General features: G+C 37.8%; 24 protein-coding genes. 6 read left to right on the forward strand and 18 right to left on the reverse strand.

Translation table 11 applies throughout. From position 1 onward, the window contains the following. The first annotated feature begins 5 nt into the window (after positions 1-5). Positions 6-908, forward strand: a complete 903-nt coding sequence (locus tag D569_RS0100555; RefSeq protein WP_018930439.1) for a sensor histidine kinase — start codon at positions 6-8, stop codon at positions 906-908. A gap of 86 nt (positions 909-994) precedes the next feature. Here D569_RS0100555 and D569_RS0100560 read toward each other — a convergent pair whose 3' ends face one another. From D569_RS0100560 to D569_RS0100580, 4 genes are all read right to left on the reverse strand, one after another. Next, the gene (locus D569_RS0100560; RefSeq protein WP_018930440.1) at positions 995-1,435 is read right to left on the reverse strand and encodes a cell wall hydrolase; all 441 of its coding nucleotides are present in this window, start codon (positions 1,433-1,435) and stop codon (positions 995-997) included. A gap of 294 nt (positions 1,436-1,729) precedes the next feature. Then, positions 1,730-2,704 (reverse strand): permease prefix domain 1-containing protein, encoded by a 975-nt coding sequence (locus D569_RS0100565; RefSeq protein ID WP_018930441.1) that lies wholly within the window; start codon positions 2,702-2,704, stop codon positions 1,730-1,732. Further along, positions 2,704-3,036, reverse strand: coding sequence for a PadR family transcriptional regulator (locus D569_RS0100570; RefSeq protein ID WP_018930442.1), 333 nt, complete (start codon positions 3,034-3,036; stop codon positions 2,704-2,706). Before D569_RS0100570 ends, D569_RS0100565 begins: the two co-directional genes overlap by 1 nt. A gap of 878 nt (positions 3,037-3,914) precedes the next feature. After that, complete coding sequence (locus D569_RS0100580; RefSeq protein ID WP_245548467.1) at positions 3,915-4,154, reverse strand: TM2 domain-containing protein; 240 nt, start codon at positions 4,152-4,154, stop codon at positions 3,915-3,917. 292 nt (positions 4,155-4,446) lie between these two features. Here D569_RS0100580 and D569_RS22250 point away from each other — a divergent pair, with 292 nt between their 5' ends. From D569_RS22250 to D569_RS0100600, 4 genes are all read left to right on the forward strand, one after another. After that, positions 4,447-5,094 carry a sigma-70 family RNA polymerase sigma factor gene (locus D569_RS22250; RefSeq protein WP_018930445.1) on the forward strand — a complete coding sequence of 216 codons (648 nt, stop codon included), beginning with the start codon at positions 4,447-4,449 and terminating at the stop codon, positions 5,092-5,094. A gap of 16 nt (positions 5,095-5,110) precedes the next feature. After that, positions 5,111-5,695: an ATP-dependent Clp endopeptidase proteolytic subunit ClpP gene (gene clpP, locus D569_RS0100590; RefSeq protein ID WP_018930446.1), complete on the forward strand. Its 585-nt coding sequence runs from the start codon at positions 5,111-5,113 to the stop codon at positions 5,693-5,695. 317 nt (positions 5,696-6,012) lie between these two features. Continuing rightward, positions 6,013-6,429 carry a MarR family winged helix-turn-helix transcriptional regulator gene (locus tag D569_RS0100595; RefSeq protein ID WP_018930447.1) on the forward strand — a complete coding sequence of 139 codons (417 nt, stop codon included), beginning with the start codon at positions 6,013-6,015 and terminating at the stop codon, positions 6,427-6,429. Beyond that, complete coding sequence (locus tag D569_RS0100600) at positions 6,420-6,761, forward strand: DUF3147 family protein (RefSeq protein ID WP_018930448.1); 342 nt, start codon at positions 6,420-6,422, stop codon at positions 6,759-6,761. Before D569_RS0100595 ends, D569_RS0100600 begins: the two co-directional genes overlap by 10 nt. Positions 6,762-6,900: 139 nt before the next feature. Here the strand turns inward: D569_RS0100600 and D569_RS0100605 are convergent, their stop codons facing one another. The 9 genes from D569_RS0100605 to iolG all read right to left on the reverse strand — a co-directional run bounded on the left by D569_RS0100605 (position 6,901) and on the right by iolG (position 17,130). Continuing rightward, on the reverse strand, positions 6,901-7,518 hold the full coding sequence (locus D569_RS0100605; protein WP_018930449.1) for a YdhK family protein: 618 nt from the start codon (positions 7,516-7,518) through the stop codon (positions 6,901-6,903). Positions 7,519-7,595: 77 nt separating this feature from the next. Beyond that, complete coding sequence (locus D569_RS0100610; protein ID WP_018930450.1) at positions 7,596-8,771, reverse strand: D-alanyl-D-alanine carboxypeptidase family protein; 1,176 nt, start codon at positions 8,769-8,771, stop codon at positions 7,596-7,598. A 115-nt stretch (positions 8,772-8,886) separates the two neighbouring features. Beyond that, a complete protein-coding gene (locus D569_RS0100615; RefSeq protein ID WP_018930451.1) occupies positions 8,887-10,611 on the reverse strand; it encodes a prenyltransferase/squalene oxidase repeat-containing protein in 1,725 nt (574 codons plus the stop codon). 30 nt (positions 10,612-10,641) lie between these two features. Next, a complete protein-coding gene (locus D569_RS0100620) occupies positions 10,642-11,472 on the reverse strand; it encodes a carbohydrate ABC transporter permease (RefSeq protein WP_018930452.1) in 831 nt (276 codons plus the stop codon). Then, on the reverse strand, positions 11,465-12,322 hold the full coding sequence (locus D569_RS0100625) for a carbohydrate ABC transporter permease (protein ID WP_018930453.1): 858 nt from the start codon (positions 12,320-12,322) through the stop codon (positions 11,465-11,467). Before D569_RS0100625 ends, D569_RS0100620 begins: the two co-directional genes overlap by 8 nt. A gap of 73 nt (positions 12,323-12,395) precedes the next feature. Beyond that, on the reverse strand, positions 12,396-13,649 hold the full coding sequence (locus tag D569_RS0100630) for an ABC transporter substrate-binding protein (protein WP_018930454.1): 1,254 nt from the start codon (positions 13,647-13,649) through the stop codon (positions 12,396-12,398). Positions 13,650-13,776: 127 nt separating this feature from the next. Then, positions 13,777-15,516: a multicopper oxidase family protein gene (locus D569_RS22255; RefSeq protein ID WP_018930455.1), complete on the reverse strand. Its 1,740-nt coding sequence runs from the start codon at positions 15,514-15,516 to the stop codon at positions 13,777-13,779. A gap of 52 nt (positions 15,517-15,568) precedes the next feature. Next, entirely contained in the window at positions 15,569-16,042 is a 474-nt protein-coding gene (locus tag D569_RS0100640) for a thioredoxin family protein (protein ID WP_018930456.1), read from the reverse strand. A 53-nt stretch (positions 16,043-16,095) separates the two neighbouring features. Further along, a complete protein-coding gene (iolG, locus tag D569_RS0100645) occupies positions 16,096-17,130 on the reverse strand; it encodes an inositol 2-dehydrogenase (protein ID WP_018930457.1) in 1,035 nt (344 codons plus the stop codon). 376 nt (positions 17,131-17,506) lie between these two features. On the opposite strand from iolG, the gene D569_RS0100650 reads away from it, so the two are divergent. Beyond that, positions 17,507-18,496 (forward strand): LacI family DNA-binding transcriptional regulator, encoded by a 990-nt coding sequence (locus D569_RS0100650; RefSeq protein ID WP_018930458.1) that lies wholly within the window; start codon positions 17,507-17,509, stop codon positions 18,494-18,496. 400 nt (positions 18,497-18,896) lie between these two features. Here D569_RS0100650 and D569_RS0100655 read toward each other — a convergent pair whose 3' ends face one another. From D569_RS0100655 to D569_RS0100675, 5 genes are all read right to left on the reverse strand, one after another. Then, positions 18,897-21,944 (reverse strand): 3-keto-alpha-glucoside-1,2-lyase-like domain-containing protein, encoded by a 3,048-nt coding sequence (locus D569_RS0100655; protein ID WP_018930459.1) that lies wholly within the window; start codon positions 21,942-21,944, stop codon positions 18,897-18,899. Between the two features lie 311 nt (positions 21,945-22,255). Then, positions 22,256-23,458 carry a Gfo/Idh/MocA family protein gene (locus D569_RS0100660; RefSeq protein WP_018930460.1) on the reverse strand — a complete coding sequence of 401 codons (1,203 nt, stop codon included), beginning with the start codon at positions 23,456-23,458 and terminating at the stop codon, positions 22,256-22,258. Next, the gene (locus tag D569_RS0100665; protein WP_018930461.1) at positions 23,449-24,417 is read right to left on the reverse strand and encodes a sugar phosphate isomerase/epimerase family protein; all 969 of its coding nucleotides are present in this window, start codon (positions 24,415-24,417) and stop codon (positions 23,449-23,451) included. Before D569_RS0100665 ends, D569_RS0100660 begins: the two co-directional genes overlap by 10 nt. A 107-nt stretch (positions 24,418-24,524) precedes the next feature. Beyond that, positions 24,525-25,607 carry a substrate-binding domain-containing protein gene (locus D569_RS0100670; protein WP_018930462.1) on the reverse strand — a complete coding sequence of 361 codons (1,083 nt, stop codon included), beginning with the start codon at positions 25,605-25,607 and terminating at the stop codon, positions 24,525-24,527. A 32-nt stretch (positions 25,608-25,639) separates the two neighbouring features. Beyond that, positions 25,640-26,617, reverse strand: a complete 978-nt coding sequence (locus tag D569_RS0100675; RefSeq protein WP_018930463.1) for an ABC transporter permease subunit — start codon at positions 26,615-26,617, stop codon at positions 25,640-25,642. Positions 26,618-26,637 lie beyond the last annotated feature (20 nt).

Below are 26,637 nucleotides of genomic sequence, written 5' to 3' on the forward strand. Positions count from 1 at the left end.
ATGAAATGTGGGGATGGATATTTGTCTTCCTAGCATTGGCGCTCCTTGTTTATCTTTATTTTCTAAAACGGGAATTAAGAAAACTGAAAGAAGAGGTTAAAGAAATGCCAACTCGTGCTAGTTTTGGCAGTAGGCTCTCACTTGCTTTTCGTGATAAGGCCTTGATGGAATTGATCGATGAATGGAACCAAATAATTGATGCTTTCGAGGAGAAAAATCTCCAAGCAAAGAAAATAGAAGAGAATGTGAAATTATCCATCGTAGGTCTTTCACATGATTTACGCACACCTCTTACTTCAATTAAAGGATATGTTCAACTTTTGGATGCAACCACAGACCAAACCGAGAGAGCACGCTATTTATCGATTATCGAAAGTTCTGTCAAACGATTAATTGAAATGACTGACCATTTTTATGATTTAGCACGGATTGAAACAAATCAAAAAGAAATCAGCCTAACTTCCGTTTCCCTAGCCAGTTTAGTGGAAGAAAACTTCTTGTCTTATTATGAACAATTGGAAGAAAAGAACATTGAACTGCATTTTCCTGAACAAATAATGGACCGACAAATTATTGCCGATCCATTAATGCTTACGCGCGTTATTCAAAATATCGTACAAAACATCATTCGTTATGCCAAAAGTAAAGCGGTTATCTATTATAGAAACGAAGATGACTATATCGTTTTTATTGTAAAAAATGACATCAAACCAGATAGCAAAGTTGCCGTGGAAAAAGTATTTATGCGCTTCTATACAGAAATTACTAGCAGAACAAATACAGAAGCAAGTGGGATTGGTCTGTATCTGTCTAAGAAACTGGTGGAAAAAATGGAAGGAAAAATGGATGCAGAGATTAATAATGGTTGGTTTATTCTTCAAATCCATCTTCCCATTAATAGAATATAGATTTAATTATTTGGGCAAATGAGTTCGAGAATATTTCAAAAAGTGTGGAAAGGCATTATCTAAATGTGTTGATTATTTTATGATTTTCACCATCTATAAGCGCCTTCACAAGTATTAGCCTGTGGTTCATAATAGCAATGTTCCTTGTATTGTCCTGAAAATGGTTGACCATACCATGAAGAAGGGCATTCACCATATGGATTAAAATACCAAAGAGAATATTTGGAAGGATGCTCTCTCCAGTAGTCTAACGTTTGTTTGGCCAATCTTTTTTCTGCACTTCTTGCTCTATTATAAAAAACATTCCCTTTTTGTACTGCTTCAAATGAATAATTTCCACCTTGTACTTGATAAATGACATTCGGTATGGTCCTTAAACCTTCAAAATCTAAACAGTTAGCTTTTAGTCGATTTACAATGACATTACCTACCATAAGCATCCCCAGTTTTCCTTCACCTTCTGCTTCTGCTCTCATCATCCTCGCCATTAAAGCTACGTCACTGTCAGTATATTTTACTCTTGCCATTTTCATCACCTCTAAGAGAAGTGTATGAAAGAATCCTGTAAAAATGTAGACTTTATATAATAAGTTTAGACTTTTCACCAATCATTTTAAACTTGAAAATCTTTGATTCACTTTTCCCTTTTGTTAAAGTAAAAGCAACTGGTTTCGGCAGAATTTACTTTAATTTCCCAAAGAAAACTATACGCTGGTATTTGTGAATAAGTAACTCAAACTGGTCCGGAGCATTACTAAAGCATTCTCGGTAGTTGAAATATGCTTTAGTAATACAAGTGTAATGGATGGACTCAAAATTAGTTATTCTTCTTTATTTACCAGGATAGAATAAGCTCCACTAAACATAGCAAATAACAGCCCCGTAATAGGAAACACAATCCAATTAATATACCATAGACCATAAATGAAACCACTTATCAAGAACACGATTACGGCTAATGGCCAAATTATCGAAGCTACGGCACCAATGACACGATCTTCATCTTTTTCTTTGGTTCGTTTTGCACCCCCTTTTAAAAGTTTATCGTATGCGCCGTACATATTACCAAAATATACGAATAAATATACTGCAACTGCGACAAGTGCTAACATAATAAACACACCAAAGTTAGCCATATTTTCATTAAAAGCAATCATGCTAAGAAGAACTGCTGGAGATAGTATAATTAGAACAACTCCAACAATCATAATGATCGTAAACGTTGGCTGGTAAGCGTCATTCATTGTTTTTATTTTACTTTTTAAATCGATTGGTAAATCAAAATTCCCCTTTACACTAATATATTTATACTTATCTAATTGCATTCCCGCATAGATAAATAAGCCAACCGCAGTAGCTACACATAATAATAGTAAAATTACTCCGATATACATTCCTGTTTCCACAGTCAAGCCATTCATGTATCCATTTTCAAATAAACCTAGTAAAAGCACAAACATGGCTGAACCGAAAATACACAAAACCGCTCCTATTCCAATCCATTGACCCGATTTTTTACTTACCTGAAGATAATCCTCCACCTCTTGCTCCGTTAGTAATGGTTGTTTCGCAACATCGCCTTCTTGCGAAATGTCGAACTCTTCGATGATTTCGTCAATATTACCGAATTCAGAAATAACAACCCCTATTGCCTCATTATCCGTTTTACCAGCTTGCTTTAATTCATGATACTTCTCTTCCATATTAGCCAGAAGTTCATCCCTTAACTGCTTCATTTCCGTAGACTTCGGTAATGAAGCAAACATATTATCGACGTAATTAATAATGGTATCCATTATAGATAATCCTCCCTAATAAATTGGTTAATAACTTCCTTTGTTAACTCCCATTCTCTACACTTGTCTTGATAATAAAGCAATCCTGATTCGGTAATTCTATAATACGTTCGCTTTTTTCCAAAGGTTTGCTCTCTATGAAAAGATTCAATATAACCCTTTTTCAGAAGACGATTAAATGCTGAATAAAGGGTGGTTTCCTTGATGACATACTTATCATCAGATAACTCTTTGATTCTTTTCGAAATTTCATATCCATAGGACTCTTTTTCTAACAATAAATAAAGAATAATCGTATCATTGTAGCCCCGAATTACATCACTACTAATCAAAAAGTTGATCCCCCTTCCCACATTCCAATTTACTTCATCTGTCGTAGTAATTTCAGTTTATCACAATTACTACGACAGGTGAAGTAAAATTTTCATTATATCCGTATAGGCTTGACCAGATCCGAAGTTACCCTTAACTAAATGAGAACTACATCGAACCGTTAAGAAAAGCGCAGAGCGTCCGCTTAAAAACGTAGCGACTGGAAGCTAACTAATCAACTAAGATAAAGGAATCACTGAGAAAGGCGAACCGATGATGACTTATCGTAGGGCGATCCATAGTTTTTGGGTGCTCGGAGCTAGACTGCGAAGTAGCTTAGTTGCAAAGTTAGCAGGACTTCTCTTCCAGGGATATCTCTTTCTGTTCCGAGGATACCTCTTTCCCTTCCCTGGATATCCTTTGCTGTTCCGGGGATATGCCCTTCTCTTCCCTGGATATAGTCGTTTATCCTCGGAAGAGAATATCTTTTCCCTGGAAGAGAAGCCTTTTTCCTCGGAACAGATCGGCGCTTCCGGGGATATCTCTTTTCCATATCTTCGTTACTTAGCAGTTTATGTATTATTAAGAAAAACCGACAAAGCCCACCCAATCCTTGTCATTGACCAAAATAATATATCGATGGTATAAAGTATTTATTTTGAGATGGATATTGGGCGTTACAATCGCTGCGGCTTGTCCACTTCCACTCCTACGGGATGATTTTCGACTAAGATCCCGTGGAAAGGGAAGTGGACAGCCGCAGCGATGGTTTCCTGTACAAGCTATTTCAAAATGGCTACTCTGCTTACAAATGCGTTGATACCGCGGATTATATACTTTCTTTACTTATAAAAAAAGCCTATTACATCACTAAAAGTGACACAATAGACTTCCGCTTTTATCTCGGGTTCCGACACATTCCCGGAATTAAGAAAATATCGACAAATAGCCAAATCCATAGCACGACTAATGGAATCCAGCCAATTAAGAGCCAGGTAGTCCCCCATCCTATGATGCCTAGTAGAAGCTGGGTGATCCCACTCCCTACACGACCTGTGTAAAAACGATGCAAACCGATTTGTCCGAAGAAAAACCATAATAAATATGCAATAGCTAAGTTTCTTTCCTTCATCATCATATTAACTCCTCTCGATTACGATAACATGTACTTGTTAATTTTATCATGTTAGGTCCATTATAGTGTATGAAAAATAACGACTAAGATTTTATCATAATTTTGGAAATTGGATAACCTAACATATTGGCATTTGAATCATTAGTTATTTAAACTGAAATATAATATAAGTAAATTTTTGTTTTGCCCGTATCTTTCTATCCTCCTAATTAGTTATATAAGTAGAGAGGTTCCAAAGGAGTGAATGCAATTGCATGTCAACAGACGTTTTTCTGCCAATGAAGGATGTTATCACATGGAAATAGAAAGACAATTTCATCAATTATATCCAAAACTGAAGAAATATTCATATTTTTTAGCTAAAAATAAATGGGATGCCGAAGATCTTATACAAGAAACTTTCTTTAAAGCGATGAAACATTATCATTCATCTGAAATAAGTGCAGCACTTTTGAATAAAATTGCTTACCATGAATGGATGGATACCGTAAAAAAAAGAAAGGTTGAGGTTTTTAGAACATCGGAAGAGAAATCAAAAGAAGACCCAGCGTGTAAGACAAATCGATTGATTGATTTAGCGAAGTTATTAGTGAATCATTTAACGCCAAAACAAGCAGTTATTTTCATGCTTAAAGAAGCATTCAGCTATCAATCAGGGGAAATAGCTGATTTACTGGATACAACCAAAATGGCAGTCAAATCCACTCTGCACAGAGCAAAAAAAAGATTAAACCATAACACTTCCCTGCAGTCCATCGATTCATTTTGGCAGGAAGAAGAAAGAAAGAAATTGTATGACTTGTTATACCGATCCCTTCAGGCAGATGATCCGGTTATATTGATTGATTGTATTTCCACCTTACATTCATTGGCGGAAACACCTTTGCTTGCGAAACCAACGCATTCATATTCACCTCTCAATATGTATTCTATGGCCGCATAGAAAAGGAGGAAATGATATGGCTACGATTCCATATGTCATTGAACAATCAAGTCATGGAGAACGTTCCTATGATATCTACTCACGTTTATTAAAAGATCGAATTATTATTATAGGCGATGAAATTAATGATCAGGTAGCGAATATTGTAACAGCTCAACTATTGTTTTTGGAAGCTGATAATTCTGAAAAGGATATTTCCATTTATATTAACAGCCCAGGTGGTTCCACATCTGCAGGATTTTCCATATTTGATACAATGGAGCTTGTCAAACCAGATGTTAGAACAATTTGTACCGGGATGGCTGCTTCTTTTGGAGCCTTGCTGTTGCTTGCGGGGACGAAAGGAAAGAGATATGCACTTCCTAATAGTGAAATAATGCTGCATCAACCTATTGGTGGAACAAAAGGGCAGGCAACAGAAATTGAAATTACGGCTAGAAGAATCTTAAAACTCAAAAGTCACATTAACGAAATAATCTCAGAACGTACAGGTCAATCCGTTGAAAAAGTAGCAAAAGATACAGAGCGTGATTATTTCTTAAGCGCACAAAAAGCTATGGAATATGGGATCATCGACCAAATTATTAAGAAGAAAAGATGAGCCAATAAGTTGTAGAAGGGCGTTTCATTTAAATGCTCTTCTACCGATCCATTTCTTCTTGCAGAATGCTTACAATATTATATTTAATGACAATGTGTTCAGTACCTCTAAATACTAGTGTAAAAATAAAAAGGCTTAACTTATTCTAGATGATAAGCCTTTTTATTTATTTTGTATTATACCCTTCATGCGGAAAACTCCCGTACATGCAGAGAGCTACTACACCCCTAATTTTTTGTAGAAAAGATAACTAGATTCTTTACTTTATATCTTAATATACGATATAATCTTATAAAACGATATAAAGAGGTGGTTTTATGAGCAATAATATCTCCCTATTAAACCAATATTGGACTGACATCTATTTTTATTTACACTATCCACATAAAGAAAAAATTTCTCATCAAGTAGTACGTATCCTTCAACTTATAGATAAACGAAAAGAAATAGGAGTTGGTGAAGTTGCTTCCCACCTGAATGTTTCACACAATACGGCATCTGAGCACGTTAAAAGAATGATTGCTAAGAAATATTTAAAAAAGGAAAGAGCTACAAAAGATGAGCGAAAAGTAATTCTGTCTTTAACAAATTTAGGTGAAGAAGTTTTATATCGAAACACCAGTCTGGATGAAAAGAAATTAGAACACGTGTTAAATCAATTGAATGAAAATGAAAAAAGTTTAATAGAAAATGCCCTAAAAACTTTGAGTGAGCGAGTAAAACAATGTATGTGATATTGAAAATTATCGTTTCAGCTGTCGTTATTGGGATTGTTACAGAAGTTTCGAGAAGACTTCCGTCCTATGGAGGAATAATAGCGGCTCTTCCTTTAGTAAGTTTACTTAGCATAATATGGCTGTATGTTCAAGGAGAAGAGACAACAACTTTAAGTAAGTTTGCGTTAGGAGTTCTTTGGGGATTTCCGGCAACTGCCGTTATGTTAATAATCGTGTATATCGCATTACAAAATGCAGTTCATTTATTTATTTCAATAGGTTTAGGTGTATCTGGATGGTTAGTATTTCTATTCATTCAAGATCTAGTTTTAAAGCACTTACTACAATAGACGAACTTTTGTCTAAAAGTTCGTCTCACAAAAGATCGTTCTGTTCCTTAACGAAGAGAAAAGGAAACGAACTCTTATATTTTACAAGAATAGTAAAAGAGTCCCTTCAATTTGAAGAAACCCTTTTGATTAACCATATTTATTCAATTGGTGACAACTCATCTTCTGTTACCCATTTATGATTAGTAACTTCTTCACCCGTCGTAGTCAAAGTGAAATCAATCATATATACAGTGGTATCAATCGCTGAGTCAATTTCGGCGGTTGCACCATCCATACCTTCCATATGAGCTGCATTTATGGTTGCTTCATCTCCAATTTCTAAAGGTTCTTCACCGACATCTTCTAATTCTTCATGAATGACCCATTTGTGATCTGTAACTCTATCACCACCATTTGTTGGTGTGTAGGACACTGAATAAACTGTAGTATCGTATGCACCAACAATAGTTGCTTCTGCACCATTCATACCTTCCATATGTTCTGCTTCAATTATAGCTTGACTGTTTACTTCATAAGCTGGATTTTCGGCTTCTTCTAATTGTTCCGGAACCTCACCTGACCCTGACATATTCATTTCGGAATGATCATGATCCATATCTTCCTTTTCAGCTTGTCCTTCAGATTCCATGTCCCTTTCTTCTGTATTTTGTTCTGTTTCAGTGCCTTCTGGATTTATTTCCTCTGTTTCATTAGCGCAAGCAGCTAATAAAAGGATTACAAATAAAGAAAGTAGTGAAGTTGTTATTTTTGTCATTGATATCCCTCCATTACATTAGTTATCTATACAGTGCCCTAGAAAGTTGCAGATTATGTGTAGATTGCTTGTATATATTAAGAATATTTATTTCTGCGATACAAATGACCAACCACCAAGCATAACAAGACTACCGAAAGGAGAACGAATAACAGATAATTTATTTCAAAATTATCTTTAGTTTGACTATTTTCTTTATTAGAATCTTTTCCTGCCTGTGATTTACTGTCTGTTGTTGCTTTTGTTAGATTATATGATTGGATAACTTTTTCCTCTTCATTGACAATACTCAATTTTCCATCTCGAGTTACCTGCTTTTCGATTTGATCATTTAAAGTGTGAGTATATGCTCGTTTTTCAGGATTTATATATTTGTCTCCATCTAGAGTAAATGAAGTATCTTTATCAATATAAGATGTTTTGTAATGATCAAATCCGTAGTCTAATAGTTTGATAGTATCATCATATACCCCATTCCTTTCATTACTTTTCAAAGTAATCACAATTAAACTTAAATCCTCATCTTCTGCTGTTGTTGCTAGCGTATAACCAGATTGATGAACAAAACCATTTTTTCCTCCGGTGATATTTTCATAAGGGATTTCTCCCTTTACTAATTTGTGATGAGTTATGATGGTGGTATCCCATGTCTTTCCATCCCATTCCATTTCTTTCGTACCAAAGATTTCTTCAAAGGTTTCGTTTTCCATAGCATAGTTCGTTATTTTGGCTAAATCTTCTGCTGTGGTAACATGTTCAGGGTCAAATAAACCGTGTGGATTCTTGAAATGAGTATTTTGAACACCAACCACATTTTTAAGATAATGATTAATATCTTCCGAAAATTGTTCTTCACTACCGCTGAGATGCTCAGCAATCGCTACTCCTGCGTCATTTCCAGAATTAATTAATAAGCCTTTAATCAATTGTAATAAGGGGACTTTTTCACCTTCCTCCAAAAAAACGGTGGTACCTTTTACATTTTTAGAACTTGCATTACTGCTAATCGTTACCTTATCATTTACATTTCCGTTTTCAATGGCATAGATTGCAGTGGCAATTTTCGTAAGACTTGCTGGATACATTTGAGAGTTAGCGTTCTTTTCATAGAGAACTTGTTCTGAATCTGCTTCCATTAATATGGCTGCTTCACTTTCTATATTTGGCGCGTTATTCGATTCGCCATGAACTTTTGAGATAAAAATAGTATTTATTATCATTAGTGCTGCTATACATAATGCGAATTTTCTCATTTCTACTCTCCTAATATAGCTATTCATACATCTATTATAAAGATAAAATATGATGAAAATGTGCAAATCTATCATTTGTAACATTAGTTTAAAATAGTATATAAATTGTAATATACTATTTTAAACTGGTAACCAACCTAAACCTTTTATTAATTGGGGAAATCATATTTACCTTTACTTGTTTGAGATTGTGATACTTTGGACTTCCTATGTTTTCTTGCCAATGTTCGTATTCACCTGACTCAAGCGTAATTTTGTCACTTCCTGACAATAGAGTTAAATCATTACCTTCCCAAAAATATGAGTGGTCACCAATTTTTTTCAACCCTTCTCCTTTCAATTTGTCATTCAGTCTAAAAAGAAATTCTATTTGAACAAATACATCCGCGCTATCATCAGTTAAAACACGAATAGTCCAATCATTACCTTCTCGCACTATATCAATGGTAACTTCAAAGGATTGGTTATGTGTTACGTTTCGATATTGATGTGGTAGTAAATACCATATTCCTTTGTGCTCACTATTTTTAGGTAGATATTGACCAGGAATCGGACCAGTATATCCCTTATCTAACACTTTCGTTAGTCGATAACCGTGTTTCATTTGCTCGAGTTCATCAAAGTCTACCAATCCCGGGGAAAAGCTCGTATACATTTTAATACCTAATATTTCTGCTTTACCGTTACGCAAAGAGAAAAAAGAAGGGTTTTTCGTCATTATGGTTGCGCTAATATCTTCATTACGGTACCTTACAATGGGTGAACCAAAGGAAGTATGCATGCTGCTATGCTCGATACGATTTTCATAACCAACGCTTTCCAAAGCCTTTATATTTTCCTTTATTGGATAATCACCGTTTATAACTTTTTCATAAACTTTTGGTAGTTCAGCTTTTCCTATATTCTCATCCTGAATAAATGGGAATGATAGATAACCTAGCAAAATATGATTGTTTACAGGTCCCATCTCAGAAACAGTTTCAATTGCTAAATCTGCCATTGCTTGAAATACAGGATTATGATCATGATGAGCCATCAATCGGTAAATCAAATGATAGGGAGACAAATCATAATGATTACCTAAATCCTGCCTGCCAGAATACTCTGTTACTATTTCACCGTTTGGATGCACTAGATAGACCATCATCTTCAAATTATTGCGTACATGATCCAGTAACTCCATTTTATTTAATAATATAGCAGTGTGATAAAGACTGATATCGCTAACAGCGTTATATATACCATTACTTCTTTCGGTCCATTCTCCATCCTTAGTTATATCTAAGCCTTCATTTAGCCATTCTTCTGCTCTTCTCACCAATCTCTTATCATTAAAAATATGATAAAGATTTGCTAGGGCACAAGTTAATACCCATCGATGATTTGGCGTGTGGCAGCCCCCGGTTAACATTGCTGGCATAGATCTCTTTAAGAATAAATATAATTTCGATGCTAACATTTTTGATCCATCTTCCTCGAGTAAATGGTAGATTTGCGAGAACCCAGTTACAACAAATCCGGTATCAGGTGGTGAATGATAATTAGTATAACCAGGTGATATCGTCCCGTCATTATGTTGCATGGTTAGCATATAATCTAATGCATAGTCTATCCTATTTTTTAACAGCTTGTCATGGTAGTATCTAGATTCAGGATTCACATATGCGGATACCCAACTTGCTATCACACTACCTGTTCCAACATGAGTGGGACTAGGAATCCCAGTATGTCTGTCAATAATCCCACCAAAATAGCGACTTCTGGACTTTAATATTTGTCTTTCCAAAAAAGTTGTTGTGATGACATCATTTATTTTGATCAGTTTCTTAAAAGCTTTCATGCATAAAACCTCCTGATTTGTAATCTTCACCTATCCTTTTAAACCCGAAGTAGCACTTGTATCCATAATGTACCGTTGAAAGACGATAAATACCAAAATCATTGGTACTAATGAAATAATTGAAGAAGAAAGTAATAGCACCCAATCAATATTGTCTGCTCCAACAATACTTCTTAAAGCGATTTGAACGGTATATTTATTAGGATCACTTAAAACGATCAATGGCCATATGTAATCATTCCATCTCCATTGAAAAGAAAAAATAGCTAAAGTTATCACAACAGGTTTTGCAATCGGTAACATTAAATTGAAAAATATTCTCCCTTCATTTGCTCCGTCTATCCTAGCAGATTCTATTAGATCATTAGGAACAGTTATAAAATATTGCCGGAACATGAATATTCCAGTGGCAGTATTGATCGATGGGATAATTAAACCGGCTAGGCTATCATATAAGCCCAACTCCAAGATAACGGAAAATGTTGGAGTCATGATCACTTCTGTTGGGAGCATTGTAGTAGCCAACATACATATGAAGAATACATGTAACCATTTATAGTTGTATTTTGCTAATGCAAATCCACAAGTCGCACTGGCCAGCACGGTCAATACCGTTGTTACTATAGCTACGATCAGTGTGTTGGCAAAATACTTTATAAACGCCATTGTTGCCCATGAGTATACATAACCATCTATGGTTGGGTTTTCAGGCAAGATATTTAACGGATAGGAAAACAATTCACTACCAGGCTTTAACGAGCTGAGCAATAACCATATAATAGGAAAAAGGTACATCAATGCTACGATGACAAGTGCTGTTGTTAACATTACAGTGGAAAATCGATCATTCAGCTTAGTCATCTATTTTTCCCCCTTTAGCAAAACGGAATTGTAGTAAGGCAATTACTAGAAGTACTACAAATAAGACCATAGAGGCTGCACTAGCATATCCTATTTTCAATTGATCAAAACCTGTCTCATAAATATATTGCACAATAAAAGTAGTATCTGAACCTGGTCCTCCATTTGTTAAAGCTTGGACCATCGGAAATTCTTTCATTAAGTTAAACACAGCCAAAAGTATGACTAAAAAGGAAGTAGATCTAATGGAAGGTAATGTAATGTGCCAAAATTTTTGCCAAGCTGTACCACCATCAACATCTGCTGCTTCATATAGAGACTTGGGAATACTTATCAAAGCACCTATAAAAATCAGCATATTAAAAGCAGTTCCTGCCCATGCAGTTGCAAATAAAACTACCAAAAAGGCGAAATTGCCATCGGAAGACCATGGTATTGGATTGCCACCAAGTACTTGGATCATAGAGTTTATAAACCCAAAGCTTTCACCGAACATCCATCGCCAAAGGATACCAACTACAATCGGTGAAACTAACCAAGGGAAAAAGAATATCATCTTTGCAACATTTTTCCCTTTTGTATATTTGCTTACAAGTAATACTGAAATAAATAGCGACGTTACATATATGAAGGGAACTCCTAACAACGTATATAAGAATGTCCTAAACAGTGCTTTATAAAAACTCGGATCTTGAAATAGATTAATATAATTATCAAGACCAACGAATGTCGCTATATTACCGTTATATTCTGTAAAGGAATAGTAAACACCTAATAATGCCGGCCAAGCATAAAATAATATAAACAGTACCAAATTAGCAAAAATAAATAAAAAAGGCCATTTTTTCACACTACACAACCTCCTTCATGCGGAATAATCCGTAATAAATAGCGACCATTCTGGTGGTCGCTATTTGAAAGTGTTATTCTACGTAAGCATCTGTCATCTCTTTTTTTACATTTTCTAAGGTCTCTGCTACGCTTTGCTCATCATTCAATGTTTTAATCATTTCATCTGCCAAGGTACTAGCTAAACTTCTTTTTGAAACCAATTGTTTTCGAACAAGCTCATTTCGCTGCTGACTGGCAATTGGATCAGAAGCAGCAATCTCATTTTGATAAACAACATATGCTTCCGGAGCAAGTTCATATTCTATTTCTGCATCTTCCTTTACAGGTAAATAACCTCCATATGTTGCTAACTCTTCATAATTCTCTTTTTGATACAACCAATCAATAAATTGTTTTGCTTCCTCCTCTTGACCAGATCCTTCAAAGCCAACCAAATAGTTTCCACCAAGATTGGTAGCTCTAACATCTTCATATGGCATATAAACAGCTTCCCATTCAAAATCTTCTATATTCGAAGCAAAATCTGTAATTTGCCATGACCCTGACATATAAACAGGAACTCTTCCACTTTTGAACATCGAAGAAGCGTCTTCACCTGCTGTCCATACAGACTTTGGCATGATGGTATTATCATTTAATTCAACAAATTTTTCTAGTGCATCTTTTGTTTCCTCATTTGTTGTATATTGATCACCATCTTGGTAAAAACCTTTACTACCATGTTGGTATAAGAAAGCATTCAGTCTGTGTTCGGAATCATCCATTACCATACCGTATTGTGCATCCGTTTTTTCCAATATTTCATTTAATGATGATACTAATTCCTCCCAAGTCCAAATATCATCTTCACTAGTTGGATAACGGACACCTGCTTCTTCAAACAAATCTTTATTTACAAACATACCAACTGCTGTAAGGTCTACTGGAGGAGCTACTAATTCATCATCAACTGTTATCCCCATATCAACCATCACATTATTATCTTCTGCAATTTGGGATAGATCGATTAATTGCCCTTCCCATGCCGGATTAAACCCTGTTACACGAGCTAATGCAGGTGGATCTCCTGCTCGAATCATATTCGTGATTTTAGTTACCATATCACTGTATGGAACATCTACCACCTCTATTTCTATTCCCGTCTCTTCCGTATATTTTTCTGACATTTTTGTTAATGCTGAGCCTTCTATAGTATCCCCAGATACATAAAATTGCATCTTCTCTCCGTTTGAATCATCACCTGAAATAGAATCAGCAGCAGAATTTCCACATGCAGCCAGAAAAATGGATAAAATTAAAAATAATAAAACGAATCTTTTTTTCATTCATATTCTCTCCTTCTTTCAGTTTTATCTAATAAAGTTGCGAACCCTTTTTCTTATATCCCTATCAGGTAAACGCTTACTTTTGTTTTAATAGGTGAAAATTTATTCGCAAATATAATTATCAAAATTATTCTATAATATTTCCTGCATCAGGAGTGAAAGGTAATTCGTAATCTTCATATCGTACCATTGTCGACATTCCCTTCATTGCATGTTGTAGCTTATGACAATGGTACATCCAATTGCCAGGATTATCTGCTTCAAAAGCTATTTCATATTCAGTATCAGGCATTACTAGTATAGTATCTCTACTAATAGGTGAACCTTCCAAATCCTCTCCATTACGAGATATTATTTCAAAGAAATGTCCGTGTAAATGCATCGGATGTGGCAAAGGGGTATCGTTAGTCAACGTAAGCTTAACAATGTCACCTTTATTCACCCAAATAGGCTCGTACTCCTTAGGATAAACGCTATTATTAATAGTCATTGAGCCATCTTCCTTCATCCCTAAATCTGATCGGTATTCCTTATCAAATTGTTTAATGTCAGTAAATTTTCCTTTTTTATATTGTCCGTAATCTAAAATGTCTATAGGTTCAACCGAATCATCTATAATAGTCTTCTCCACTTCAATACTATTATCACCGCTACCTACAGATTCAAACTCTATTACTGTATTATCTGTTAACCACATATCTGCCATTCTTTCGATTACAATATCCTGATTTTCGTCATATATAAATTCCACATCATACCGCTGTCCAGGACTAGTTAATAAGGATTTATTAGTAAAAGTTTCGGGTTTATTAATTGGTTGACCATCTGTATGAGTGATTTTAAATTTTGTACCAGAAAACCGTAGTGTATAATCATAATTTCCAACATTAATGAACCGTAGTTTAACAAGATCTCCATCTTTAACATCAAGGGGCTCTATTTGGTCATTCGTTTCACCATTAATCGTAAACGTATCCCATGCTTCTACAGGCGCCTCTACTGTTGGATAATTTCCTCCTAAAACCTCATCATACAGTTCTTTATCACCGATCCAGTCATCCATTATAAGTGTATAATCTTGATCATATTCAGCATCTTTTTCCTCTACTATGATAGAGCCAAATAAACCTTTATCAACTTGAAAAGCACTATGTTGGTGAGAATGATACCAATAAGTTCCGGGTGTATCTGCTATAAACTCATAGGTAAATGTCTCCCCAGGTTGAACAGCGTTTTGCGTTACTCCTGGTACCCCATCCATCTGATTAGGAACAGGGACACCATGCCAGTGAATCGTTACAGGTACTGGTAATTCATTTACTAAATGAACACGTATAATATCGTCTTCAGTCACGCGAATTTCTGTACCTGGAATCTCACCGTTATAAGTCCATACCTCTCGCTCGGTACCATTCAAAGTAAAAGCTGCCTCTTGTGCAATAAGTGTAAACCCCTTGACTGTTTTTCCTTCTGCCAAATATTTCGCACCAGTTTTAAGTACACCAATAGCGTTCTCAGAAATTAATTCTTCCTGTTGATAATAATCAAGTAATTGTTGAAAGCTAGCTAGATGTTTTGCCATTTTTTCTGTTTCACCATTTTCAGCATAAATATTAACTGATGTAAGATGAACATTTAAGATTCGGGCAACTTTTTCATTAGCAATCTCTCTAGTATCCTTGTAACGATCTACAAGTGAAATCAAATCTTCGATACTACTTATTATATAATCAGCATCATCTATTGATTTCGTTTTTATTTTTACTTGTTCATTAGATGCTTCGGTGGATTGTGCATTATTAAACCCCGATAAAGTAAATACACTAAACAAGAAAACTGTAGATATTAAAACTAACTTTTTTTTCATAAACCCTCTCTCCCATCTAAACAAATGACTATCAACCATAAACATTACTGTCTTACTCGTTATCTAGCACATACGTATTAAAAAAACGCTCAAAATTCGCATCAGCACCTTTAACTCGGGCAACTTCTTTTCCATCTTCATAGTGAACAACTGTCGGGGTTGATTCAATATTAAATGTACTCCAGGCTTCCCGAAATTCGAGCAAATTTAATTTTTTTAAATCCATTCCCAATTCTTCAGCTAAAGGTACTATTATAGGAGTCGTTTGTTTACAATATCCACATGTAGGGCTGTAAAAGTATACCGTGACATCTTCCTGATCTGTTAATTGTTCATCTAGTTTATCGGGCAAGATTTGATTTTGATAATTTGGATCATCTAGCTGTTCAACTGTTTCTGGATGTAAAGAGCTTTTTCCATAAGGATTTTCTTCAGCTAACTTATTATTTTGATAGTTCACAAAAAACCCTAGTAACACAAATATCATAACGAGGCCAATAAAAAAATAAGTCATGTTTTTTTTCATTTTTTTCACTCCTTCTTCAAACACCAAATCTCTTACCGCTAGTTCAAAAATCATCAAAAATAAGGCAAGCCATAATCAGCACAAACTTCATTTACTTTAACAGAACGTTCCTCTTGCGCAGACTTCTTAGCAGTTAATGCTAATATCTCAGCTTTCAATCCATCATCCAACTGAGTTAACGTTGATTTATTTAATAGTATGGAATCTGCAAAAGCATCAATTTCACTTTGATAAGCATCATAATAGCGGTCCAAGAAAAAATAATTTGGCTGTGCTACCACAACTGAATCTTTTGTACTAACTTCAAGATTTGTTTCTTTTTCATTTTCTACTTTTATTAAACCTTTTTCACCGAATACTTCAATCCGTTGATCATATCCATATACTGCTTGTCTACTATTATCGATTACACCAAGTGATCCATCATCAAAAATCAATGTAATGACTGCTGTATCAACGTCTTTATTCTTATGAAAGATAGGACTAATTAAGTTAGCTGTCTTAACACTAACTTCTTCCACCTCTCGTCCTGATAGATAACGAATTAGATCAAAATCGTGAATAGTCATGTCCATAAACATTCCACCTGATTGTTTAATATATTGTTCTGGTGGTGGTTCAGGATCTCTAGAAGTAATCTTGATAATATGCGGGTTACCTACTACCCCTTTTCTAACTGATTCATAAGCCTTTTTAAAATGTTTATCGTATCTCCTATTAAAGCCAACCTGAAATTTTATATTAGTTTTTTTCACGATGTCTAAAACTTCATAGGTATCATGAATATGAAGACTTATCGGCTTCTCGCAAAAGACATGTTTCCCTTCACTAGCTGCCTTTTTTATATAATCCACATGCGTGTCTGTACTTGAGCATATGAATATAGCATCAATTTCTCTATCAGTGAGGATTTTTTCAGGTTCATTCGTCATGATTGGCACACTCCCTCCTAAAGAGGAATGGTCTAATTGACCGATTGACACATCAGATATAGCTCTCAGTTCAAATTTATTAGAATGGAGAGCATTGTAAGCATGAATTTTACCAATCCGTCCGACACCAATAATTCCAATCTTTAATTTTTGCATAATAACTTCCCCTTATTTTAATAAAAGTATCATAAGTCTTTGATATCACTTACCTGTTTCTCTTTTGATAATTTGCTTTTTAACTAAATTTGATTATTATAATCAATGTCTCTAGTAAACCAATGGATTGGACCACCCAAATTTGTAGCGTTTATATTCTTTTTTTACAATGTAAACCTGAACTTTTTACCCTATCATTTTTATTACAAAAAAATAATATATTTTAATAAGTTACAATTCATTTGCATACCTTTAAAAAAAGAGTGATTTTACTTTGTTCAGAATATTTAGAATATATCGTTGACAAAACAAATTCGGTTTTATACTATTTTACTGTAAACGATTTCCTGACAGAATAGAAAGAAGGTAACGACGAATGCCAAACATCAAAAAAGTAGCTGAATATGCCGGTGTTTCCATTGCTACAGTCTCTAGAGTCTTAAATGGACAAAAAACGGTCTCTCCACAAACTAGAATTAAAGTGGAAAAGGCTATTAAACAATTAAATTATGAACCAAGTATCCTAGGGAGAAACCTTCGAAATTCTGAAACAAGATTATTATTAGTACTAATTCCAAACATTTCAAATCCTTTTTACTCAAAAATAATTAACGGAATTGAAAATACAGCATTAAAAAGTAATTACAACATCTTATTATGTGAAACAGACTCAAATCCTGAGCGAGAAAAAATATATTTTGATTTAGCAAGAAAGAAAATGGCAGATGGAATTATTTCAATGGATCCTCAAGTTGACAAAGATACATTAATCGAAATGGCAGAAAAACATTCTATTATCCAATGTAGTGAATACACATTAAATAGTACCATCCCATATGTAACCATCGATAATGAGAATGCCGCCTATCTCGCCGTTAAACATCTATTATCACTTGGACATTCAAAAATAGCGTTCATTAACTCCGATGTGAAATTCACTTATGCTAGACAACGCGAAGCTGGTTACAAACGTGCATTAGGAGAAGCTGGTATAGACGCAAAGAGTGATTGGATTTATTATTCTCAGGAGTTGGATTTTGTTAATGGACAGCAAGCAATGAAAAAATTTCTAAACCTCGATGAGAAAATAACTGCAATTTTTGCTGTTTCTGATTTGCTAGCAATAGGCGCATTAAAAGAAATTAATAATAACAAATTGTCTGTACCTGATGACATTGCTGTAGTAGGCTTTGACAAAATTGAATTTTCTAGTATGACAAACCCTACTCTTACTACCATTGAGCAGCCAATGTATAAAATGGGGAACATTGCCGCAAAAATGATCATTGAAAAAATTCACGGAAAAGAAGTCGAAAATGTGATACTTGACCATGAATTAGTGATCCGAGAATCAACTTTGGGATAGTTTCTTGATGCAGTAATATATAGCATGAAAGTAGATTCAATAGAGAAAATTCATTTGCCTTGAATTATAACAAGGACAGATAAGTAAGCTCATAAATACTATATTTTCCTTTCTGTTACTATGCTTCCAATTAAAATGATATTCCACGGTCTCCCCTACCTCTTTCATCTCTCCTTTTTCCATGTAGATCAGATTTCCTGAATACTATGGACAAGGGGAGAGGAGATATTACTGTCTATATCTCCTCTATTTTTCCATTATTTTAAAAATCTTAGGTTTGTTACTTGATAATTATCGATGTTGACACGATACTAACAACACTCTACAAGTACTAGCAGCTAAATAGATTCTAATCAACCTAATACTTGTTACTTAAGGAATCTCACCTACGCAAGGCGCGTCAGGAGCCGTCGGGTAGCTCCTTGACCCTCACGTCGCGGTAGAAGATTGTCTCCCCAGCCCCATGGTTCTGGAGTCCAACGAAACCTTGGGTGAGATCTCGATCCGGTTCGGTGCTGGTAAAGTCGTTAACTAGCACGTCGTTGAGGTAGACCTGGATGTTACTCCCCTGTACTCGAATCTCGTAAGAGTTCCACGACCCTACGGGTTTCAATGCCTGCTCTACAGCCTTCGAGTCGGCGCCCTGAAAGGTGTAGATCGATCCGGTGGTACGGTCGGGCTGATCAGAGGCATCGATCTGGATTTCATACCCTTGGTCCACTGCGATCCACGGGTCTTCGCCTGGATCAGGAAATCCGACGAAAACACCACCGTTATCATCCTTGATCAGCTTCCAATCGAGCTTGAGGCTGTAGCTATCCAGCTCGTACCCTGGGTGCCACAGAAGGCCCATTCCGCCAGTGGAGCGCAGAGTGCAGTCGGCCTGACGGCCGAACGACCCGTCTCCGGCCATTCGCCACCCAGACAGCGACTCAAGTGTGCCGTCAAACAAGGCGGTGTAGCCCTTCTCGTACTCCTGGTCTCCGCAAACATCCGGCCTACCACCAACCTTCAACGCGTCCAGGTTAACGTTCCCGTCGTCGTCCTCATCATATCGTAGGGTGATCGTGTTCGTCCCTGTCTCCAATCGCATCGGTCGCGTCACGGTAGCCCAGCTCTGCCAGTCACCCGTCGACTTTAGAGCCCACGGTTCCTGCTCATTACCGTTGACCAGTACCGACACCGTCTTGGTCCCTTCGAAGGGGTTCGGTCCGTTCGCGTACCGAAGACGAACCGGGTGTGTTCCGGCCCGATCCACTTCCACTGTGAACGTCGCCGACGCCCCTACCGATCCGAAGCCGTCAACGAAACCCCAACCTGAGTACCCGTTGTGCTCTGAGTCGACGTCCGCGCTACCGCGTAGTGTCGCTTCCTCAGCCTCGTGGAATCCCTGATCAGCCGGGGACTCATAACCCGGGATTGCGTTGAGCGTGTACCATGCCTCGGTGTTCCACAGCTGTCGCCCTTCGGTGTCGGCGAATGGACGCGGACTGCGTAGATGCACCACACGTCCCTCCTCTAGACCGTCAACAGTCAAGGTGACGCGGGTGGCGTCATCAGAAACCTCGGCGTTCGAGACGAACAGAGTGCGTTCATCCACCTTAGGCCCCCCATACGTTGGACGTGGCACATACCTCCAGTGGTCCATAACGAACGCTTCATTCGGGTCTTCGGTGATCTTCGTGATTGTCTCCTCCGAGAGAGGCTGAGTGTAGGTGACCTCGAACCCTTCCGGTGTGGCCCGCATCTCGACCATGTCGAACACATCCGTACCGTTCGGGGTCAGCTTCTGTAACCCGTAGCGTAGCTTACCTGGCTCGGACCAGTTGCCAGCCTCACCGATTCCTCCCACGTATAGAGCCCCGTCTGGGCCCACTAATGTGCGGTTCACACCCGCCTCAAGTCCCGCCGAGTGACGGAACACTGCGCCTTGGAACTCTCCATCCACCTCTTCAAGAAACCCACGCTGCAGGCCGCCGTATGTCACGTCGCCGAACACCATCTGCCCAGTGTATGGGCCTTCCTCCAACATCACTGGGGATGAAGGGGAATTGCCGATCTCGTTCTGCGGTATCCACAATGCCGGGTTAGTAACCGGTTGATCGTCGAATGGCCCTGCCGGGTTGGTAAAGTGGTTGAAGAATCGATCCTGTTCCACGTGCACCAACTTCGAACTAGGCAACCATCCGCCCTGATTATCCATGACGAACAGCTCACCGCCTGGTACCTGCGTCATCCCGTTCGGCGTGCGCAGACCACCGGCTACGTACGACACCTCACCTGTGTCCCGGTCGACCTTGATCGTGGTTCCCCGGTTTTCCGCAGGCTGCGGATCGGTGGTAGCGCCGCCGTTGTTGATTGCAACCGATAAATTCACGTAAAAGTAGTCGTCGTCATATAGCAGCCCAAAAGCAAACTCGTGAAAGTTTCCTCCAAACGGCCAGGTAGCTACCTGCTCGTGATTGTCAAGGAACCCATCCCCGTCCGGATCAGTAAGCTCAGTCAGCCCATCACGCTCCGAAACGAATACCGAGTCGCCTATCACCGCGACACCCATCGGGTTGTATAGGTCTGTGGCCACGCGGGTGAACGTGACATCATCAGGCCCTGTCGCCTCGGTGACGCCCTCTAGGACGAACACCTCGCCAGGCTCGGGATCATCCACCCAGCCGCCTGGGCTCACCGAGCCTGATGTCACCACGACTAAGTCTCCATCGTTCGTCCAGTCCATCGCCGACACCATCGGCTCAAACCCATCTGGCCGCAAATCAGTGAGCGTGTACCCCGGATAGACCGAGTCCAGACGCATTCCGTCACCCGCCTCATCGCCCTGACCCTCACAATACTTCGTGCCCGGCGCGGTCACACGAACGACATCAGCCTCGGTACTGAGGACCTCGGTGGGAACTAAGGTAAAACTATCAGCACCCGGTGGGCGCCATTCGAGACGGAGAATGTTGTCGTTGGTGTTGTCGAAATACTCAACCTTCAGGTCATGCACACCCTCTGTTAGGCCAGTTGTCCCTGTCTTTGAGGTGGCCTCGTGTAATCCGTCGTGATCGATCACCATCGAGCCATCAATCACCAGGCGAGACCCGTCATCACTCGTAAGCCGGAACTCGTAGTTGCCATCCTCTGGAACGGTCAGGTTGGCTAAAGCATGCGCGATGAACCGTTCGCTCAAACCGAATTCGTCTTCAGTCGAGAAGTCGATGGTAGGGACCAAGCGGTCAACGTTTGGTGTCTGGCCCGATCGCAGCGTGCAAAGCTGGGTAAGTTCCCGCGCCATGTCGTACACCCTGAGAGTAACACCAGACTCTTGAGGCGGAAGGTCGTTAGAAATTTCGTCAGAAATATCTGCTGATGTCGCAAATGGACTCAACGACATTGTAAACAGACCAGCAGTTAAAATGGAAGCTACTGTCATTTTCTTTAGAACATTTTTCATCCTATCTCATCCTTAAAAATTTATTTATGAGTATAAGTATCACTAGACATAAAGTTTTAAAGTTTTTTAGAAGCCAAATATTAAAAATAGTACATATCATCACCTTTACAATTTATTGATCCATACTAAAATTGTATTGGAGTTCCTTATTAAACTAGGTATAGGTATTGCAAACAAACCGGGCAGTTTACTTCGTCCCAACAGCCATTTTTTGATCTTATCTCCTACAAAAAATTTCTATCAGGGACCTTTCTTATAAAGGGAAGCTCCTAATATATAATTTATTCCTATAAAAAGTTTGCTTATTTTCTCTAGGAATGAATTAACTTTCTTCTCGCTTGTTCTCTTAATTGCGCCACATTAACCCAACCCCCTGTTTCATTGGACTGCTGGACGGCTTCCAAAACAGCTTGATTTTTAGCTCCATCTTCAAAGTTAGGCTTTGGACTATAACCATTTTTGATGCCTTTCATCAACTCGGAGATCATGTTTAAAAAGGTATGTTCATAACCAATAATATGACCTGCTGGCCAATACGCACGTATATATGGGTGTACTTCTTCGGTACAATTTATCGTTCTGAAGCCTTGTAAACCTTCTTCATCATCAGTAAAGAAAACTTCTAAATTATTCATATTTTCTAAATCCCAACGAATAGATCCCTTTTCACCATTTATTTCAAAACGATTTGCATTACGGTTTCCTGCAGCAAATCTAGTTGCTTCAAAAATACCGAGTGCGCCATTTTCAAACCGACTCATAAAAATTGCAGCGTCATCTACTGTAACTTCTCCCATTTCTTTTGAATCGACACTTGCACTTAAGCCTCCACTCATTTCTCCAATTGGTCTTTGTTTAACAAAAGTTTCCAACATACCATTAACTTCTTTCATTTCACCCACAAGAAAACGAGAAAGGTCTATAATATGTGCCCCAATATCACCTAATGCACCAGACCCAGTAACTTCCTTCTTCAACCTCCAAACTAATGGGAAGGAAGGATCCATAATAAAGTCTTGGAGATATTGTGCTCGAACGTGAAAGATTTTTCCTAATCGGCCTTCATCTATTAGCTTTTTTGCATATTGTACTGCAGGGGCATAACGGTAATTATGAGAAACCATATGGATAGCGTTCGACTTTTCAGCTACTTCAAGCATGCGTTCAGCATCTAACAAGGACAAGGCTAATGGCTTTTCACAAAGCACATGTTTCCCCGCTTCTAAAGCAGCAATCGCCATTTCTGTATGCGTATTATTTGGTGTTACTATATCGACTAAATCAATATCATCCCGCTTTATTAATGTTCTCCAGTCCGTTTCATAAGAAGCATACCCCAAAGCGCTGGCAGCTTCTTTAACTGCTTCTTCATTGCGGCCTGCAATTGCCTGTTGTATGGGTTCACAGCCCTCGTCAAAAAAGAATGGAATGTCACGATATGCATGACTATGTGCTTTCCCCATGAATTGGTAACCAATCATACCAACTCGAACTTGTTGCGTGTTTATGCCCACCACATTTCACCAAGCCTTTCTTTTATGATTACTTCTTTAAGAAAATCTGCTGCTTTTGAAAAACCCTCTTCGACTGACATTAAACTATCTTCATGTTCGATACTGATAACACCCTCATACCCAACAAGTTGTAAAGCGCTTATAATGCGCTTCCATGTTTCTTCTCCATTTCCATAACCGATCGTTCGGAAAATCCAAGACCTGTGTAATTCATCACTGTATGGTTTTGTATCTAACACGCCATTAATAGCAGTATTTTGATGATCTATTGCTGTATCTTTTGCGTGGAAATAAAATAGTGCATCATTCTTAGCAAGTTCTTTTATTCCTATGACGGGATCCATATTTTGCCAGAATAAATGACTTGGATCAAAATTAACACCTATACGATCTCCGCATTCTTCTCTTAATTTTAAGCTTGTTTCCGTATTATAAACGACAAAACCCGGATGTGGTTCAATCGCTACTCTGACACCGTATGCTTGTAAGAATTCATTCTGCTTTTTCCAATATGGAATAACCTTTTGTTTCCATTGCCAATCCAATACCTCTGGATGGTCATCGGGCCAAGCTGCAGTAACCCAAACTGGATTTTCTGAATGTTCCGATTCACCTGGACATCCTGAAAAAGTGATAACTGTTTCCACGCCTAATTCAGAAGCAAGTTTTACGGTATTTTCAAATTCGCGATGATGCTTATTTGCTTTTTCTAACTGAGGATGTAATGGATTTCCATGGCAGCTTAAAGCACTAATTTCCAAATTTCTTTTTTCAAAAGATTCTTTAAACGCCTGTAGTTTAGTAGGATTTTCTAGTAATTCAGCTGGATTGCAGTGTGCATTACCAGGATATCCTCCCGTCCCTATTTCAACAGCATCTAACCCCTTTTCAACAATAATATCTAACGCCTCATCAAGGGAACGATCTCCAAATAATACTGCAAATACTCCTAATTTCATGAGAAGACCTCCATTATAAATTTATAAACTTAACTAGATAAACCTCGTAATATTCATTAAAGTAGGATTTTGGGAGCATTGGTTATGCCCCCTAAACCTTATGACCATTAATAATTTGCATCCTCATCGTAATAGTCTTCTACATTTTCAGGTGTAACTGGTGTTGCATCAAGAACAATATCATGTGGTACTAGTTCACCTTCGAAACCTTCTGGACTTTCAACTTTTAGAATTTTAGCTGCTAAATTTACCCCAATAGCACCCTGTCTAGGTGAGTACGTAACCGACACCTTTACTTCTGGCATCGTACCTTCTAGCATCATATGATAAATTTCCTTCATACCACCTGAACTTACTATAAACATTTCCTCTTCACGTTGTGCATCTCTGATTGCTTGAACGATACCAACAGTCATATCATCATCTTGGGAAAAAACAGCATCAATTTCATCGTTCGCTAACAAAATGTTTTCCGTTGCCGCTAATGCAGCTTCTGCAGTAAAGTCACCAGGTTGACTAGCTATGATTTCAATCTCCGGATAATCTTCAATGTAATCACGGAAGCCTTGAGATCTTAAATCTGTCACAGTAGAAGGTACACCAGAAATTTCAACTACTTTACCAGCTGGCTCACCATTCTTTTCGATTAAACCTTCAACTAAGTACTGTGCATCTACTCTACCAATACCATAGTTGTCACCACCGATATAAGTACGATAAGATTCTGTCTCTAAACCGCGGTCTACGTTAATTAATGGAATTCCAGCTTCTGCAACATCTTCTGCTGCTGGTGTTAATGCAGCAGATTCGATTGGTAACATTACAATGGCATCAACACCTTGAGTAATGAGATCATCAATATCAGATGCTTGTGCTGCTGGGTCTGAAGATGTTACTAACCTATAATCGATATTCTCTTCTGCAAGCTCCTCAGCTGCTGCTTCAGTATTTTCAACCATAGCCCCCATCCAGCCATGACCAGCAGCTGGCAAGGATATACCTATTGTGTAACCATCTGAGTCACTAGCGTCACTGTTCGCCTCTTCATCTGCATTTTCAGTATTTTCTTCCGTTGTTTCCTCTTCATTATTTTCATCAGTTGTGGAAGGCTCTGCATTGTCACGACAAGCCGCCAGGATAAAACCTACCATCAAAATCACTAAAATTTGTAAAAACTTTCTCATGTTCATTTTATTTCCCCCTTAGAAATTATAAAAATAGATTAACTACGCTTTTGCAACAATACCGCTACTAGTATGATCGCCCCCTTTACAACACCTTGAATATAGGGTGAAATATTTAGGAGATTCATAATGTTGCTTAGTATTGCAAGGATTAATATACCGAACACAGTTCCTATAATCCGACCTTGACCACCTGTCAACTTGGTTCCACCTATAATAACTGCGGCAATTGCATCTAATTCATACATCGAACCAGAGCTTGAAGTTGATACAGAATTTAGACGAGAGGTTTCAATGACAGCACCAATTGCGGCTGTTAAACCACAAATCATATAGGTCATAATCGTAATTTTGTTTATCGGCACTGCAGATAAGTGTGCTGCACTTGAGTTACCGCCCACTGCATAAATATGGCGGCCAAATGTTGTCTTTTCTAGTAAGATAAAAGCGATTACTACTACAAATGCAAATATATAAACAGGAATCGGTATACCAAATAAATACTCATTTCCAATTGCCCGATAATCCATGTTAGAACCTGCTATTGCACCAGCATCTGCATAATACAATGCTGTTGATCGTGCAATCGTCATCATAGCTAATGTTGTAATAAATGCTGCTATCTTCCCATAGGTAATAATTACTCCATTAATGACCCCTATTAGAGCTCCAGCTACTAACCCAAATAAAATAGCTGTAAAAATAGATGTACCAAAGTCAACTTGTGATGCCATAACAATGGTACCTGTCAGAGCTAAAACTGAACCAACAGATAAATCAATGCCTCCAATTAGTATGACAAAGGTCATCCCAACTGCTAGGATTCCAATAACAGATATCTGTCTAAGCATATTCGTTATATTTAGCGGTGAAAGAAAGTGATCACTCGCGATAGATGCAACAATAAACAGTACAATAAAAGCAAATACTACACTGTAATTTGACCAAAAATATTGCATCCAATTATATAGCTTCCTATCTTTTGTAACTTCAATTTCTGTTTCCAGATTTGCCATTCCCTTAACTCCTTTCTACT

Origin of the sequence: Gracilibacillus lacisalsi DSM 19029 (genome assembly GCF_000377765.1) — a bacterium.
In the GTDB taxonomy this organism is placed as follows: Bacteria; Bacillota; Bacilli; order Bacillales; family Amphibacillaceae; genus Gracilibacillus; species Gracilibacillus lacisalsi.

Bases quoted from the DNA above. Each gene is read 5' to 3' on its own strand.
- D569_RS0100675 (WP_018930463.1), bottom strand. From the start codon at position 26,617: ATGGCAAATCTGGAAACAGAAATTGAAGTTACAAAAGATAGGAAGCTA.
- clpP (WP_018930446.1), top strand. From the start codon at position 5,111: ATGGCTACGATTCCATATGTCATTGAACAATCAAGTCATGGAGAACGT.
- D569_RS22250 (WP_018930445.1), top strand. From the start codon at position 4,447: ATGGAAATAGAAAGACAATTTCATCAATTATATCCAAAACTGAAGAAA.
- D569_RS0100630 (WP_018930454.1), bottom strand. From the start codon at position 13,649: ATGAAAAAAAGATTCGTTTTATTATTTTTAATTTTATCCATTTTTCTG.
- D569_RS0100670 (WP_018930462.1), bottom strand. From the start codon at position 25,607: ATGAACATGAGAAAGTTTTTACAAATTTTAGTGATTTTGATGGTAGGT.
- D569_RS0100560 (WP_018930440.1), bottom strand. From the start codon at position 1,435: ATGGCAAGAGTAAAATATACTGACAGTGACGTAGCTTTAATGGCGAGG.
- D569_RS22255 (WP_018930455.1), bottom strand. From the start codon at position 15,516: ATGAAAAAAAAGTTAGTTTTAATATCTACAGTTTTCTTGTTTAGTGTA.
- D569_RS0100665 (WP_018930461.1), bottom strand. From the start codon at position 24,417: ATGAAATTAGGAGTATTTGCAGTATTATTTGGAGATCGTTCCCTTGAT.
- D569_RS0100600 (WP_018930448.1), top strand. From the start codon at position 6,420: ATGTATGTGATATTGAAAATTATCGTTTCAGCTGTCGTTATTGGGATT.
- D569_RS0100580 (WP_245548467.1), bottom strand. From the start codon at position 4,154: ATGATGATGAAGGAAAGAAACTTAGCTATTGCATATTTATTATGGTTT.
- D569_RS0100655 (WP_018930459.1), bottom strand. From the start codon at position 21,944: ATGAAAAATGTTCTAAAGAAAATGACAGTAGCTTCCATTTTAACTGCT.
- D569_RS0100565 (WP_018930441.1), bottom strand. From the start codon at position 2,704: ATGGATACCATTATTAATTACGTCGATAATATGTTTGCTTCATTACCG.
- D569_RS0100610 (WP_018930450.1), bottom strand. From the start codon at position 8,771: ATGAGAAAATTCGCATTATGTATAGCAGCACTAATGATAATAAATACT.
- D569_RS0100615 (WP_018930451.1), bottom strand. From the start codon at position 10,611: ATGAAAGCTTTTAAGAAACTGATCAAAATAAATGATGTCATCACAACA.
- D569_RS0100640 (WP_018930456.1), bottom strand. From the start codon at position 16,042: ATGAAAAAAAACATGACTTATTTTTTTATTGGCCTCGTTATGATATTT.
- D569_RS0100650 (WP_018930458.1), top strand. From the start codon at position 17,507: ATGCCAAACATCAAAAAAGTAGCTGAATATGCCGGTGTTTCCATTGCT.
- D569_RS0100595 (WP_018930447.1), top strand. From the start codon at position 6,013: ATGAGCAATAATATCTCCCTATTAAACCAATATTGGACTGACATCTAT.
- D569_RS0100620 (WP_018930452.1), bottom strand. From the start codon at position 11,472: ATGACTAAGCTGAATGATCGATTTTCCACTGTAATGTTAACAACAGCA.
- D569_RS0100605 (WP_018930449.1), bottom strand. From the start codon at position 7,518: ATGACAAAAATAACAACTTCACTACTTTCTTTATTTGTAATCCTTTTA.
- D569_RS0100555 (WP_018930439.1), top strand. From the start codon at position 6: ATGTGGGGATGGATATTTGTCTTCCTAGCATTGGCGCTCCTTGTTTAT.
- iolG (WP_018930457.1), bottom strand. From the start codon at position 17,130: ATGCAAAAATTAAAGATTGGAATTATTGGTGTCGGACGGATTGGTAAA.